At 66.1% G+C, this 13,986-nt stretch carries 16 protein-coding genes and 1 tRNA gene; 6 read left to right on the forward strand and 11 right to left on the reverse strand.

What is annotated here, in order from left to right; genetic code table 11:
- Positions 1 to 133: 133 nt before the first annotated feature.
- The 6 genes from panD to pcnB all read right to left on the reverse strand — a co-directional run bounded on the left by panD (position 134) and on the right by pcnB (position 5,387).
- Positions 134 to 514, reverse strand: coding sequence for an aspartate 1-decarboxylase (panD, locus tag QFZ41_RS03075; RefSeq protein ID WP_426287366.1), 381 nt, complete (start codon positions 512 to 514; stop codon positions 134 to 136).
- A 137-nt stretch (positions 515 to 651) separates the two neighbouring features.
- On the reverse strand, positions 652 to 1,497 hold the full coding sequence (panC, locus tag QFZ41_RS03080; RefSeq protein ID WP_429197401.1) for a pantoate--beta-alanine ligase: 846 nt from the start codon (positions 1,495 to 1,497) through the stop codon (positions 652 to 654).
- Between the two features lie 10 nt (positions 1,498 to 1,507).
- Positions 1,508 to 2,296 carry a 3-methyl-2-oxobutanoate hydroxymethyltransferase gene (gene panB / locus QFZ41_RS03085; protein ID WP_429197402.1) on the reverse strand — a complete coding sequence of 263 codons (789 nt, stop codon included), beginning with the start codon at positions 2,294 to 2,296 and terminating at the stop codon, positions 1,508 to 1,510.
- Between the two features lie 95 nt (positions 2,297 to 2,391).
- Positions 2,392 to 3,486 carry a GlcNAc-transferase family protein gene (locus tag QFZ41_RS03090; RefSeq protein WP_429197403.1) on the reverse strand — a complete coding sequence of 365 codons (1,095 nt, stop codon included), beginning with the start codon at positions 3,484 to 3,486 and terminating at the stop codon, positions 2,392 to 2,394.
- A gap of 57 nt (positions 3,487 to 3,543) precedes the next feature.
- Positions 3,544 to 4,029 (reverse strand): 2-amino-4-hydroxy-6-hydroxymethyldihydropteridine diphosphokinase, encoded by a 486-nt coding sequence (folK, locus tag QFZ41_RS03095; RefSeq protein WP_429197404.1) that lies wholly within the window; start codon positions 4,027 to 4,029, stop codon positions 3,544 to 3,546.
- Entirely contained in the window at positions 4,026 to 5,387 is a 1,362-nt protein-coding gene (gene pcnB, locus QFZ41_RS03100) for a polynucleotide adenylyltransferase PcnB (RefSeq protein ID WP_429197405.1), read from the reverse strand. Before pcnB ends, folK begins: the two co-directional genes overlap by 4 nt.
- 182 nt (positions 5,388 to 5,569) lie before the next feature.
- Here pcnB and QFZ41_RS03105 point away from each other — a divergent pair.
- Positions 5,570 to 5,645: transfer RNA gene (locus QFZ41_RS03105), tRNA-Glu, on the forward strand.
- Between the two features lie 27 nt (positions 5,646 to 5,672).
- Positions 5,673 to 5,996 (forward strand): ferredoxin FdxA, encoded by a 324-nt coding sequence (gene fdxA, locus QFZ41_RS03110; RefSeq protein WP_429197406.1) that lies wholly within the window; start codon positions 5,673 to 5,675, stop codon positions 5,994 to 5,996.
- Between the two features lie 44 nt (positions 5,997 to 6,040).
- On the opposite strand, the gene QFZ41_RS03115 is transcribed toward fdxA, so the two are convergent.
- The 5 genes from QFZ41_RS03115 to dapA form a co-directional block, all read right to left on the reverse strand.
- Entirely contained in the window at positions 6,041 to 6,985 is a 945-nt protein-coding gene (locus QFZ41_RS03115) for a hypothetical protein (RefSeq protein WP_429197407.1), read from the reverse strand.
- 87 nt (positions 6,986 to 7,072) lie between these two features.
- Entirely contained in the window at positions 7,073 to 8,035 is a 963-nt protein-coding gene (locus tag QFZ41_RS03120) for a hypothetical protein (RefSeq protein ID WP_429197408.1), read from the reverse strand.
- Positions 8,036 to 8,092: 57 nt separating this feature from the next.
- Positions 8,093 to 8,485 carry a zinc-ribbon domain-containing protein gene (locus QFZ41_RS03125; protein WP_429197409.1) on the reverse strand — a complete coding sequence of 131 codons (393 nt, stop codon included), beginning with the start codon at positions 8,483 to 8,485 and terminating at the stop codon, positions 8,093 to 8,095.
- A 429-nt stretch (positions 8,486 to 8,914) separates the two neighbouring features.
- Positions 8,915 to 9,502, reverse strand: a complete 588-nt coding sequence (locus QFZ41_RS03130; protein WP_429197410.1) for a hypothetical protein — start codon at positions 9,500 to 9,502, stop codon at positions 8,915 to 8,917.
- Between the two features lie 29 nt (positions 9,503 to 9,531).
- Positions 9,532 to 10,425: a 4-hydroxy-tetrahydrodipicolinate synthase gene (dapA, locus tag QFZ41_RS03135; RefSeq protein WP_429197411.1), complete on the reverse strand. Its 894-nt coding sequence runs from the start codon at positions 10,423 to 10,425 to the stop codon at positions 9,532 to 9,534.
- A 180-nt stretch (positions 10,426 to 10,605) separates the two neighbouring features.
- Here dapA and QFZ41_RS03140 point away from each other — a divergent pair, with 180 nt between their 5' ends.
- The 4 genes from QFZ41_RS03140 (at position 10,606) to thiD (ending at position 13,953) form a co-directional block, all read left to right on the forward strand.
- On the forward strand, positions 10,606 to 11,166 hold the full coding sequence (locus QFZ41_RS03140) for a glycine cleavage system protein R (protein WP_306847788.1): 561 nt from the start codon (positions 10,606 to 10,608) through the stop codon (positions 11,164 to 11,166).
- Positions 11,167 to 11,191: 25 nt separating this feature from the next.
- Positions 11,192 to 11,653 (forward strand): peroxiredoxin, encoded by a 462-nt coding sequence (locus QFZ41_RS03145; RefSeq protein WP_429197412.1) that lies wholly within the window; start codon positions 11,192 to 11,194, stop codon positions 11,651 to 11,653.
- Between the two features lie 82 nt (positions 11,654 to 11,735).
- The gene (locus tag QFZ41_RS03150; RefSeq protein WP_429197413.1) at positions 11,736 to 13,127 is read left to right on the forward strand and encodes a PhoH family protein; all 1,392 of its coding nucleotides are present in this window, start codon (positions 11,736 to 11,738) and stop codon (positions 13,125 to 13,127) included.
- Between the two features lie 49 nt (positions 13,128 to 13,176).
- Complete coding sequence (gene thiD / locus QFZ41_RS03155; protein ID WP_429197414.1) at positions 13,177 to 13,953, forward strand: bifunctional hydroxymethylpyrimidine kinase/phosphomethylpyrimidine kinase; 777 nt, start codon at positions 13,177 to 13,179, stop codon at positions 13,951 to 13,953.
- Positions 13,954 to 13,986 lie beyond the last annotated feature (33 nt).

Below are 13,986 nucleotides of genomic sequence, written 5' to 3' on the forward strand. Positions count from 1 at the left end.
GGGCAAAGAGCATCGCCGGCGTAGCCGGCTCCCACAGGGTGCTCGTGCACAGGGTGCTCGTGCACAGGGTGGTCGTGCACAGGGTGGTCGTGACCTGGTGGGAGCCGACCCTGTCGGCGATGCCAAGCTGGCCTCAGGCGGCCTGCTTCGGAATCGAGTGGTTCGTATGCGTGATGCGGTTGTTCGCATCGACGTACACGAGGTCCGGCTGGTACTTGGCCATTTCCGCTTCGGACAGTCCGACGAAGGCGGCGATGATCACCAGGTCGCCCGTCGAAACGCGGCGCGCCGCGCTTCCGTTCACCGAGATGATGCCTGAGCCCTCTTCCGCACGCAGCGCGTAGGTGACGAAGCGCTCACCGTTGTTGATGTTCCACGCGTGGATCTGCTCGTACTCGCGGATACCCGCGGCATCGAGCAGGTTGCCGTCGATGGCGATGGAACCTTCGTAGTTCAGCTCGGCGTGAGTCACCGTGGCCCGGTGGATCTTGCACTTGAGCATGTTGAGGTGCATGGCGGTCTCTGGGGTTCGTCGATTACAAAAACGCCCATTCTAACGGAGGGTCGCCCGTCCGTCGTGAGGGCTTCCTCTGTCGGTGCGCTTTATGGGGGACCGCGCTCGGAAACGCAAGTCCCCGTTTGTGAAAGGATTCAGTCGAAAGGCAGGTTGTCGATCAGGCGGGTGGCTCCGAGCCGGGCGGCGACCAGCGCCACTAGGCCTTCCCGCTCGGCGGGACCGGGTTCGGTCAGGTCCTCGGCGCGGCGGATGGCCACGTAGTCGGGCACGAAGCCCGCCCGCTCCAGGCGCGCCTTCGCCGCCTGCTCCAGCGCCTGCCAGGCGTGGCCCTGGCGAAAAAGCTCACGCATCTGCACGAGCGTGGCGTAGACCTGCGGCGCCCGCGCCCGCTCCTGCGCGGACAGGTACTGGTTGCGTGAACTCAGCGCCAGGCCATCCTCGTCGCGCAGCGTGGGCGCGGACATCACCTTCACCGAGAGCGAGAGGTCCGCCACCATCCGCTCGATGACTTTCAGCTGCTGGAAATCCTTCTGGCCGAACACCGCGATGTCAGGCTGGACCAGGCTGAACAGCTTGGCGACCACGGTCGCCACGCCATCGAAATGGCCCGGACGATGGGCGCCTTCCAGGGTATCGGTGACGACCGGGACGTGGATGCTGACGCTCGCCGCGGGACCAAAGGGATACAAAGTGGCCACTTCCGGGGCGAAGAGGATGTCGCAGCCGGCTTCCGCCAAGCCCGCCTGGTCCTGGGCCAGGGTGCGCGGGTAGCGTTCGAAGTCCTCTCCGGGACCGAACTGGGTCGGATTCACGAAAACGCTGGCGACGACCCGGTCGGCGCGCGCGCGGGCGAGCTTCAGCAGCGAATGATGGCCCGCGTGCAGGTTGCCCATGGTTGGCACAAAGCCGACGTTCTGGCCGGCGGCGCGCCAGCCGCGGATCGCGGCGCGGATAGCCGCCGCATCGGTGACGGTCTGCATGGTGGTGCCCTCAGGTGAAGCTGTGCTCGACGGCGGGGAAGCGCTTCTCGCGCACGTCCTCGACGTAGGCGCCGATGGCGCCCTGGATGGAATCGCGTCCGGCGAGGAAATCCTTGGAAAAACGGGGCCGTTTGCCCGGAGTCAGGCCGAGCAGGTCGTACACCACCAGCACCTGGCCGTCGCAGTCCACGCCCGCGCCGATCCCGATCGTCGGAATCGAAAGCTCAGCGGTGATCCGCGCCGCCAGCGCGGCCGGCACGCATTCGAGCACGAGCAGGTCGGCTCCGGCGGCCTCCACGGCCCTGGCATCGGTCAGCAGCTTGTCGGCGGCATCTTGCGTCTTGCCCTGGACCTTGTAGCCGCCGAACTTGTTCACCGACTGCGGGGTGAGGCCAAGGTGCGCGCACACCGGGATGTCACGCCCGGCCAGCGCGGCGATCACCTCGCAGATGCGTCCCGCGCCCTCGATCTTGACCATGGCCGCGCCGCCCTGCGCGATGAGCCGGGTCGAGGCCTCCATCGCCGAAGGAAGGTCACGGTCGCTCATGAACGGCAGGTCGGCGACCAGCAGGGTCGATGACAGGCCGCGTGCGACCGCCGCGGTGTGGTAGACCATCTCGTCGACCGTGACGGGCAAGGTACTCGACCGGCCCTGCACCACCATGCCCAGCGAATCGCCGACCAGGGCCACGTCGACCCCGGCGGATTCCAGTTGCGCGGCGAAACTCGCGTCGTAGGCGGTGAGCATCACGATCTTCCGGCCATCGGCTTTCATCGCCTTGAGGCCCGGCACGGTCACCGGCTTGCGTGCCGGTGCGCTCGTTTTTTTCCACGTACACGCTCTTGTCGCCTTGTTGGGTGAAAGCGGAATTGTCCGCCTACGTGAGCGGTATCTCAAGGAACCGGGGGTACGGGGCACAGGCGCGCCCGCCACGCCGCCTCGTCCAGGTGCAGGTCGGCCTCCGAAGGCTCGACCCGGCCCAGCGCCTCCGGAGTGGCCCGGCCCAGGGCGAACGAAATACCGGCGTAGCGTTCGTAGTCCGCCAGGCTGCGCCGTCCGCCCAGCCAACTCGGCGGTGGCGTGGCCGGCATTCCATGCATGCCGAAAGCCGCTTCGGCGGCCCACATGGAACGCTTGCCCAGAGCCGCTCCGTCCAGCGCGGTCTCGCCCCGCTTCAACGCCAGACGCTGGTCGTCCCAGATCTTCGGGGCATCGGCCCTTTCGTAGTAGTGCCACACCACATGCCGGTGCGGATGGAAAAGGTCATAGCCATGCGTATACGCGCGGACCGCCAGCGTGATCTCTTCGGTGTTGAAATAATGATCCGGATCCGCGGGCACATCGCGCACGAAGCTGCCATCGGTGAAGGCGAATCCGCCACTGAAGAAACGCGCCGGGATGGGCGCCATTTTTCCCGCGGGAGAATCGATGGTGGTCGACGTCGTGCGTACCACGCCAAGTCCGCCGAAGCCCACGAAATCGATCTGATAGCCCTCGTTGCAGGGCTCCACGTGATGTTCGCCTGGTACATACGCGGGAGGGTGGGCCACCAGCACGGGATGCGGACGCCGCGGCGAACGGACGCCCTCCAGGATGTCGATCAGTTCGCTGTCCCAGTGGCGGGCGAAACGATGATGGGAATCGAGCTGCAACGTATAGTCCTCGCCATTGAAGCCCCGCTGCGCCATCGCGCGCGCCCAGCCGCAACCGCGCGATTCATGCATCGCGTAGTCGAGCACGTCGACGATCGTTTCGCCTCGACGCAGGCGGTGCCGCAGGCGGCCTTCGAAGACGCTGGTCTCCACCCGGAAACCCGCGGCGGCGAAAACCTCACTGCGCTCGTTCTCATCGTGCTGCCAGCACACGGTGACATGCACACGGGCGGGATGTCGGGCCCGGTCGATCATATCGATGAGGGTGGGGATCAATTCGGGATCCCTGTACGCGGGGATCTGCACGAAGATCGTCTTGCCGCCACGTTCGTCCATAAACGCTCCACGGGATGCCTGTCCTGGCGTCTTGGATCGTACTCTCCGCGCGGGGCCCTAGGGAAGGACCGCGCACTCCCCGGTTTCCACCGCCTTCAGCAGGTCGCCCACGCGTCCCTGCCCCGGCACGAGCAGCCCGGGGTCGAGATCGGCCAGTGGCAACAGGACGAAAGCCCGTTCGGCCATCCGCGGATGCGGCAGGCTCAGCCGGGCGTCGTCCAGCACGAGGTCGCCGTAGAGGAGCAGGTCCAGGTCGAGCGTGCGCGGCCCCCAACGCTCGCCGTCACGCACGCGGCCGAAGTCCCGTTCGGTTTCGAGCAAGACATCCAGCAAGGCATGCGGCGGCAACGTGGTGTCCACCGCGATGGCCGCGTTGACGAAGTCGGGTTGTTCCACGAGGCCCCATGGAGGCGTGCGATAGAACCGGGAACTCCCGGCAAGCACGATGCCGGGCTGCGCGGCCAGGTGGCCGATGGCCGCATCGAGCCGCTGCCGGACATCGCCCAGATTCCCACCCAGGCCGATCGATGCGCGAACGCTCACGCGCCGCCCGGGTCGCCTTTACCGCGCCCCACGGGCTTGCGCCGGCGGCGACGCTTGCGGGCGGGCGCGGAACTCGCCACGGCCGTCTCATGAGCCGGCACGCCACCGCCACCCAGGGCCGCCGCGAGCATTTCCGGCGGCAGCTGCTGGGCGTGCGCCCACCACTCGCCGAGTTCGCGCATGCCGGCCGATTCGTGCGCACGGAGCAGCAGGAAGTCGAAAGCGGCGCGGAACCGCGGATGCGACATCAGGCGGAACACGCGCTTGCGATGGATCTGCTCGAAGCGCGGCTGAAGGGCCCAGATCTCTTCCATCGTGAAAGTGAAGCGGCGCGGGATCGCCACGCGTTGACATTGCTCGCCGACGACGTGCACGGCGGCGCGTTGCCATGCCTCGTTGGCGTCGTACCCCTGGGCCATCCATCCATGGGCCTGGTCGCGTACTTCGCCCCACAGGAGCACCGCATAGAGGAAGGCGGGCGTGACCGACTTCCCCTCGGCGATGCGCGCATCGGTGTTGGCGAGGCCCTGCTCCACCAGTGCCCGAAGTGCGTGGTCGCCCCGTTCCAGGGCCCGCGCGGTGGCCGGGAACAGGAATTTCAACAAGCCGCAGGCCTCGAGCATCCTGAAACTCTTCAGGCCGTGGCCGGCGAGGAACAGCTTCAGCGACTCGTCGAACAGCCGCGCCGGGGCGGCTTCGCCCAAGAGGTTGCCCAAGGTGGCGAACGGCGCCAACGCCGCGGGATCGATGTTGAAATCGAGCTTGGCGGCCAGCCGCGCCGCACGCAGCATGCGCACCGGGTCTTCCCGGTAGCGCTGCTCTGGATCGCCGATGAGCCGCATCGAGCGGTCTTCGAGGTCGCGCATGCCGCCGACGTAGTCGCGCACACTGAAGTCGGCGATGTCGTAGTAAAGGGCATTGACCCGGAAATCGCGACGGACCGCGTCTTCCTCGATCGATCCCCAGATATTGTCGCGGACGATCCGCCCGTCGACGATGTGGCGGTCGCCGTCGCCGCCCTCTTCACCCGTGCCGCGGAAGGTCGCCACCTCGATGATCTCGGGCCCGAACACCACGTGGGCGAGCCGGAAGCGCCGGCCGATCAGGCGGCAATTGCGGAACAGCCCCTTCACCTCTTCCGGCGTGGCGTTGGTGGCGACGTCGAAGTCTTTAGGGTGCCCGCCGAGCAGGAGGTCGCGAACGGCGCCGCCGACGAGGTACGCCGCGAAACCGGCGTCGTGCAGGCGATACAGCACGCGCAGCGCGGCCTTGCTGATGTTCTTGCGGGAAATGGAGTGCTGGTCGCGCGGAATGATGCGCAGTACCGGCGAAACGTCACTCCTGGTTTCAGAATTCAAGCGATCGAGGTCCTGGCGAGCGCTCCGGCGCCCGTTCAAGTAGCTGCCCCCACCGGCGGGCGGTGTCGGGATGAATGGGGCCAATGTAACGAATTCGACCCCGTTCGACGAGCGGCCATAAAGTCATTGCCGGACGTCGGAATTTGGATATACTAGCGCGCTTCGTACCCCCGGTACGACCCGCTCCCTTCGTCTAGTGGTCCAGGACACCGCCCTCTCAAGGCGGGAACACGAGTTCGAACCTCGTAGGGAGCGCCACTTTCCTTCCGGCGTCGAACCGTTCGCATGACCTTTGTCGTCACCGACAACTGCATCAAGTGCAAATACACGGACTGCGTCGAGGTCTGTCCCGTGGACGCCTTCCACGAAGGCCCGAATTTCCTCGTGATCAATCCGGACGAGTGCATCGACTGCACCCTGTGTGAGCCGGAATGCCCGATCAACGCCATCTACCCCGAGGACGACGTCCCCGCCGGGCAAGAGGCCTTCGTCGCGCTCAATGCCGACCTCTCGAAGGCATGGCCGGTGATCACCGAGCGCAAGGAAGGCCTTCCCGATGCGAAGGACTGGGAAAACAAGCCCGGCAAGCTGGATATGCTCGAGCGTTGATACCCCGGGCGTGAAAAAGGCCCCGAGGGGCCTTTTTTGGTTCTTCACGGAATGGCCTGGTCCGATACGTCGTACACGAATGACGCCGGCCCGTGCATCACCGTGGGAAGCGTCAAGCGGACGACCGGCGCCCACCGGTTGAAGCGAGCCTGAAAATCCTGCTGGTTCAGCTTCGCCGCGCTCAACCCGGCCGCATCTCCGGAAAGGAAGAAGAAGGCTTCCAGAGGGATATGGCTGTCGTTCTGGGGCCAGGCCCCCACCTTTATCTCGTTCTGTATAGGTAAGGCCGTCGCACCGAGCGCCGTCCGGATGAGCGCCATCTGCGCGAACACGGCGTAGGCCATGCTGGTACCCCGCTTCATGGTGAAGCCGCACAGGCGCTGGTAAAAGGTGCCATTGCCGAACCGAGCCATCCATTGGGAACTCGTGGTGATTCCCTGTGCCTGGCAAGGGCCCGTGTTGGCGATGCCGGGGACGGGGCCGCAGCCGTCGTTCTCGGCGGATCGCCTGGAGTCCGTCCCACCGTCCATGGGAAACGCGCACAGCACATTCAATTGCGTATAACCATCGGACGGATCGTCGGCGAAGAAGTGCGGCAAGATGATGAAGCCATCGGAAAGGGTGTAGGCCAACTTCGTGAACGTATGATCCTTCCGCAGCCATGAGAACGACACACCGTTCGGTTGCGGGTTCGTCAGATTGGGGTTCCAGATATCGAACCCCGCGCCGCGTTTGGTGGCACGCAACAGCACGCCCGAGCACAGGACCGCGGGCAAGGGGCTGGGATCGTCGGCATTTTTTCGACAATCCACCACGGCATCGTCGTAACGATTCTGCAAGTGCGCGGCGGCGGTCGCACCCTCGACATCGTGCGCGCCCCGGACCTCCGCCCGGGATGCGGGCGTGAAGCCGATGTCCGCCGGACCTCGATCTCCCGAGGGGGAGACGCCGGCACAGCCAGCCAGCATGGCAAGGGCGAGCCCAAGCAACACGTTTCGCACGCTCAGACTTCCGTATCGTTTCACGTCCCTCTCCTTCCTTGGTGGAGTTCATGCAAGGCCCGGGAATGCCGTGTTTCAAGGCACCGCCTGTTCTCCGGGCAGGTAATCGAATGACGCCTGCGCACTCGCATTGGCTGGCAATGTCATGCGCAGGACGGGCCGCCAGGGGCCGCCGGCACGGATGAAATCCCGTTGCATTCCTTGCGCGGATGGCAGCCCGTTGCCGCCGCCGGCGTAGAAGAAAGCAGCGAGCGGGATGGTTCCGACGATGTTCTGCGGCCACTCGGCGACAATCAGTTCGTTCTGCGTCTGGAACGAGACCGAACCCAGGCCGCTCATCGCCGATGGCAACAAGGCGAATACCACGGCGGCGTCGGCGGTTCCCGCCTTCGTCGTGAACCCGCATTGGTGTGCGTTGGGGTAGTCGGTGACCTGGCGGTAGTGATTGAGCCAAGCCGATGAGGTCGTGATGTTCTGGGCCTGGCAGGGCCCGCTCGTGGCAGGGTGGCGGCTATTGGCACCACAGCCGAAAGCGCTGCGCGCGTCGGAATTCGCGTCGATCGGATAAGCGCAAAGCACGTCGATCGGGTAATAGGGGAACGCTCCCTGATAGTCCGTGGGCGCGAACAGGAAGCCCGCGTCGTAGCCATAGGCGAGCTTGCCGAACCGGGCGTCCTGGCGCAGCCACGAGAACGACACGCCACCCACCTTCGGACTATTCGGGTTGGGATTCCACACGCCGAAAGCCGTGGAGTACTGGCCGCCACGCAAGAGCACGCCCGAACAGTGGAATGCGGGACGGCCGCTACCGCAATCGGCCGGAGTCAGGGCGTAGAGGCCCTGGAACAGCACGGCCATGTTCCGTCCCTCCTCGTCGTTCGTGTTCTGCGGCGCGACTGCGCCTCGCGACAGGACGGACGCGGCCGATGGTGGTGCCAGTGGCGAGGGAAGACGTGGCGGTGCCGAGGCACACGCGGTAAGAACGGCGAGCAACAAGCAGCAAAGCACGCGCCAGGCGCGCACGGTCATCACATCCATGTCTCGAACTCCTCTTGAAGGAAGGCGCCCCGTACGGAGCGCCAACCCGGTCCGTTGCTACAACTTGGTGCCGCAATATCCGCAGTAGACCCATCCTGCCTGCACCGCGTTGCCACACGCGGTGCAATAGCCCGAACTCACAGGTGGCCGCGGCGTCGGCAACGGTCCTGGAGGCGGCGTTGGTGCGGACGTAGGCGGCGGCGGCGGGGGCGGCGGCGGCGGCGGTGGCGGCGGTGGCGGTGGCGGCGGGGGTGGGGGTGGCGGAGGCGGTGGCGCCGCCGTGATCCATGGGATGGAAATCCAGTTCGTACCGATGGATTCCGTGGATTGGGCGGCCATCCCACCCGTCACCTCCGCCGGAGTGATCGCATTGGTTCGCTCGACCAACTGTTCCACCACCCGTTCGACTTCGCTCAGCCGGGACGATAGCTGCTCGTTCGTGTCTTCCATGACTCCCTCCTCGGTTTCGGCATGGCATGCCAAATCGCGGCGGACGCCGCACCTGTCCGACGACGTCCGTTTCGTTGAAAGCAGTCTGTCGCCGATATGCGGCGGGGGCCATATGGCATCGGTCGTAGGAACATGAGGCGCCGATCCGGCAACCGACGCCCTTTGGTGGGGGCGGACCTTGTGGGCGATCGGGTGCTTGCCTCTGGCCGGCCCGCTGCCGCGGGATCGCCGACAAGGTCGGCTCCCACCATGTTGCCTCGACCTGGCCCGCTGCCGCGGGATCGCCGACAAGGTCGGCTCCCACCATGTTGCCTCGACCTGGCCCGCTGCCGCGGGATCGCCGACAGGGTCGGCTCCCACCAGGCCACCGGGGTTTTGCTTCAAAAAAAACGCCGCCCGGAGGCGGCGTTTTTGGGGAGGGCTAGAGGCTTACTTGCTGCCCATCCGGGACTTCAGCGCATCGATCACGCGGCGGACGCCATCGGCGTCGCCCTGCGCGCGGACTTCACTGCCGGTACCGCTCGGGGTGATCGCCAGCACGACGGTACGGTTGGTGCCCTTGGCCGAGGCCGGCGCGTCCTTGGCATCCTGGTCGGCGTTCTTGCCGCCACCGAACATGCGCCGGAACAGGCCCGGGCGGCTCTCCGGCTTGCCGCGGCTCGCGGCGATCTGGTACGAGCGTGCCGTGTCGTCGTGCGAAAGGACGGTGCCGAGATCGCCGACACTGATCAACTCGCCGATGCGGCGGTAGGCGGCATCCGGATCATCCGTGAGGACGAAACCATCCGACACCGGTGCGGCACCCTGGCCCGCGGCACCGGGGGCGCCCGAGCCGACGTCAGGAATGACCAGCGCGGCGCTGGTGGACGGCGTATCCAGGCCCGGCGGAATTTCCAGCGGGGCTTCCTGCTGTGCCCTTTCCCAATCCTTCGTGGAGCGGAACGCGCCGCAACCGGAGACGACCAGGACGGACAGGAGCAGTGCCGGGACGACCAGCGCGTACGAGGTTTTCTTCATGAACTTAGGGTTCCGTTGAGAAGGTTGCTTCAGGCGGCAGACGCCAATGGTGCCAGAGCGGCGAGGGTTTCGCGCAGGTTCGCCAATGCCGGGCCCGGTTCCAGTTCGACCAGCGGCAGCCGCGGGGCGGCTGAACCGAGCCCCAGGGCCGCCAGGCCGGCCTTCACCGGAATCGGATTCGGCGCGCAGTTCAAGGCCTCGATCAGCGGGGCCAGCCGCGCCGTTTCCCTCGCGGTCCGGGCGGCATCGCCTGAACGGGCGGCATCGCACAGGGCGCGGAAGGCTTCCGGAACGAGATTGGCCACGACGGAGATCGTTCCCGCGGCGCCCGCCAGCATGGCCTCGTGAGCCGAGCCGTCGTCGCCGCTGAGGTAGACGAAATCGGCGCGGATAAGTTCCGCGAGCGCCTGGATGCGCCCGGCATCGCCGCGCGCCTCCTTGATACCGATGATCCCGGGATGGTCGCGCAGCACCGCCACGGTCTCCGGAGCGATGTCGCAGCCCGTGCGCGGAGGCACGTTGTAGAGGATGACGGGCAAGCCACCCTGGTCGGCCACGGCGACGAAATGCCGGCGCAGGCCTTCCTGCGTGGGTCGCACGTAGAAGGGTGCCACCACCAGGGCCGCATCGGCGCCCAGCGCCTTCGCCCGCCGCGTGGTGGCGATGGTCTTCGCCGTGCCCGCTTCGCCGGTACCGGCGATGACCGGAACGCGCTTGCCTACGTGCTTCACCGCGAACGCGAGCAGGCGCTCGTATTCGTCGTGCTCGAGAAAATGCGATTCGCCCGTGGAGCCGGCCACGACCACCGCCTGCGTGCCACCAGCGAGCTGCTGGTCGAGCAGCCGGCCGAACGCGTCCAGGTCGAGGGAGCCGTCCGCGGCGAAGGGCGTCGCCAACGCGGTGATGCTTCCGGAGATGTCCAAGGTGAAACCCGTTGTGTAATCAACCGTTCGCATGTTACCGGGGCGTTTCGGGCGAGTCCATTCGACGCCTTTCCGGCCCGTGAGCGCTCCGTGTCTTGCTAGCGTGCGACACGGCCAAGTAAGCTGGCCCCAAAGCGTTGGTTCCGCGCCCCGCGGGACGCGCCATAGGTAGTTCCCGCCTTGAATCGTTCCGCAGTACGCAGCGCCACCACGGACAACCAGCTCCTCATCTCGACGCTGTCGCCGGCGCATCGCGCGCCGATCCTGGCCCTGGCCAAGCGGATAGCGGACTCCGGCTGCAACCTGGCCGATGCCCGCGTCTCCACGATCGGCAACGACACCTCGGTGATGCTCCTGGCCAGCGGCGCCTGGGACGCCGTGGCGAAGCTGGAAACCTCGCTGGGCAAGCTGGCCCGCGACGAGGAACTGCCGATCGTCCACTACCGCACCACGCCGCGGGAGCCCACGGCCCACCTGCTGCCCTACCTGGTCGAGGTGATCGCGGCAGACCGGCCGGGCATCCTCGTGAAGATCATCGAATTCTTTTCGCGGCGCGACATCAGCGTGGAGCAACTCTCATCCATGCGTTACCAGGCGATGCAGACCGGCGCCGAGATGTTCCAGGCGCAGATCACCATCGGCATCCCCTCGGAAACACACATCGCCGCCTTGCGCGACGATTTCCTCGAACTGTGCGATGGCCTCAACCTCGACGCCATCATGGACCCCGTGAAATTCTGATCCGAACGGAGCAGCAGACGTACGCATGATCTCCAAGGGCAAGAAGCTCCCCAAACTCGAAGGTACGCTCGGCGACGGTTCGACCCTGTCCCTTTCATCGCTCAAGGGACAGTGGGTGGTGGTGTTCTTCTACCCGAAGGACAACACGCCCGGTTGCACGAACGAGGCGAAGGATTTCCGCGACCTCTATGCCCCGTTCCGGGCCAGGCATGCCGAAGTGATCGGCGTCTCCCGCGATTCGGTGCGGTCGCACGCGAACTTCGCCGCCAAGCATGACCTCCCCTTCCCGCTCGTTTCCGACGCCGACGAAGTCTGGTGCCAGGCCTTCGACGTCATCCACGAGAAAGTGCTCTACGGCAAGCGCCACATGGGTGTCGTACGCAGCACCTTCCTCATCGATCCCGACGGCAAGATCCACACGGAATGGCGCGGGGTGAAGGTTCCCGGCCACGCGCAGGCCGTGCTCGAGAGTGTTCCCACCGCGTGACGCCCACCGCGTCATGCGGCATCTCCCCCCGGCCGTCGCCGTGCGGCCGGTTCTTGCAACCTCAGCATGAGGTCACTTCCGCATGACCGGAAGCAAGCGCATCTACGCCCTCGACACCAACGTGCTGCTGCACGACCCGACGTCGTTGTTCCGCTTCGAGGAACACGATGTCTTCATACCGATGACGGTGCTGGAGGAACTGGACGACAAGAAGAAAGGCGGCTCGGAAGTATCGCGCAACGGCCGCCAGGTAAGCCGTTTCCTCAACGAGTTGATCGAGCGCGGCGGAGGTGGCCAGGGCCTTCGCGATGGCCTCGAACTGATCAATCCGCAAGGCATCAAGCTCAAGCGCGGCGCGGTGGGAAGGCTGTTCTTCCAGCAGCGCGCGAGCCACGGCAACGGCAAGGCCGACAACCAGATACTCGCGTCGGTCGTCGACCTTCGCGACCAGTATCCCGACCGCCCGGTGATCCTTGTCACCAAGGACATCAACCTCCGCATAAAGGCCTCGATCTACGGCATCACCGCCGAAGACTACGAGAACGATCGCGCACTCGACGATTTCGCCCTGCTCTTCACGGGCTCCGACGAATTGCCGGAAGATTTCTGGAGCCGTCATCCTGAACTGCGCTCGTGGAACGAGCGCGGCCGCACCTTCTATGAAGTGAGCGTCCGCGACGACGAGCTCTGGTATCCGAACCAGTGCCTGTACATGCCCGGCGAGAACGACGTCGAGCTGCGCGTGCTCGAACTATTTGGCGACGAGGATGCGCGCAAGGCCCGGCTCGTGTTGCTCGACGACCATACCCACGCAGCGCATGGCGTGTGGGGGATCGCCGCGCGCAATCGCGAGCAGAACTTCGCACTCAACCTGCTGATGGACCCGGATGTCGACTTCGTCACCCTGCTCGGTACCGCAGGCACGGGCAAGACGCTGCTCGCCCTTGCCGCGGGACTCGCCCAGGTGATGGACCAGCAGCGCTACCGCGAGATCATCATGACGCGCGCCACGGTGTCGGTCGGCGAGGACATCGGCTTCCTGCCCGGTACGGAAGAAGAGAAGATGACGCCGTGGATGGGGGCGCTGACGGACAACCTGGAAGTGCTCGCCAATCCGGAAGAAGGCGGTTCGTGGGGCCGGCAGGCCACCAACGACCTGCTGGCGTCCCGTGTGAAGATCCGCTCCTTGAACTTCATGCGCGGCCGCACCTTCCTCAGCCGTTACCTCATCATCGACGAGGCGCAGAACCTCACGCCGAAACAGATGAAGACCCTTATCACCCGGGCCGGCCCCGGCACGAAGATCGTGTGCCTGGGCAACGTGGAGCAGATCGACACACCCTACCTCACCGAAACCACGTCAGGACTCACCTATGCGGTGGACCGTTTCAAGATGTGGGCCCATTCGGGGCATATCACGTTGAAGCGGGGCGAGCGTTCGAGGCTGGCCGACTTCGCGTCCGAAGCGTTATAGGTTGCTCCCAAAGGCGCGGGCATGCCGACCGCGCCTTTATCCTCGACCCATGCGCATGCCTATTCCCAACACTCTCACCATCGCCGGCTCCGATTCCGGTGGTGGTGCCGGCATCCAGGCCGACCTGAAAACATTCCATGCACGCGGCACCCATGGCCTCACCGCCATCACCGCGGTCACTTCGCAGAACACGCGCGGGGTAAGTGCCGTCCATACGCTTCCCCTCGCCCACGTCCGCAGCCAGCTCGACGCCGTCTTCGACGACTTCCCCATCGCGGCGGTCAAGACCGGGATGCTCGGCAGCGCCGCGATGACTCGCCTCGTGGCGTCGGAAATGCGCCGGCGCAAACCGGCGTGGCTCGTCGTCGATCCGGTCATGCTGGCCACGAGCGGCGCCCGGCTGCTCGATGAAGATGCGCTCGACGCGCTGATCGGCGGGCTGATTCCGCTGGCCGACGTAATCACGCCCAACCTGCCCGAAGCCGAAGCCCTGCTCGGACGGCCGCTCGGGCGCGACATCGACGCGGCGGGCGCCGACCTGCTCGCCCTGGGCGCACAAGGCGTCTTGCTCAAGGGCGGCCACGCCAAGGGGCGCGAGATCGTCGATCGTTACTACGACGCTGACGGCGTGATCGAGATCCGCCACCCGCGCCTGCCTTTCGAGGGCCATGGCAGCGGCTGCACCCTGGCCTCCGCGGTGGCCGCCGAGCTGGCCAAGGGCAAATCGCCGCACGCGGCCGTCCGCATCGCCGTCAACTGGCTGGACAAGGCCTTCCAGCGCGCCTGGCGGCCGGGCGGTGGCGCGGCCCACGTGCTCGGGCACTGAGCCCGGAGTATCCTACCGGCGTTGATACGGGCC

This window comes from Luteibacter sp. W1I16, from assembly GCF_050434905.1.
Taxonomy (GTDB): Bacteria; Pseudomonadota; Gammaproteobacteria; order Xanthomonadales; family Rhodanobacteraceae; genus Luteibacter.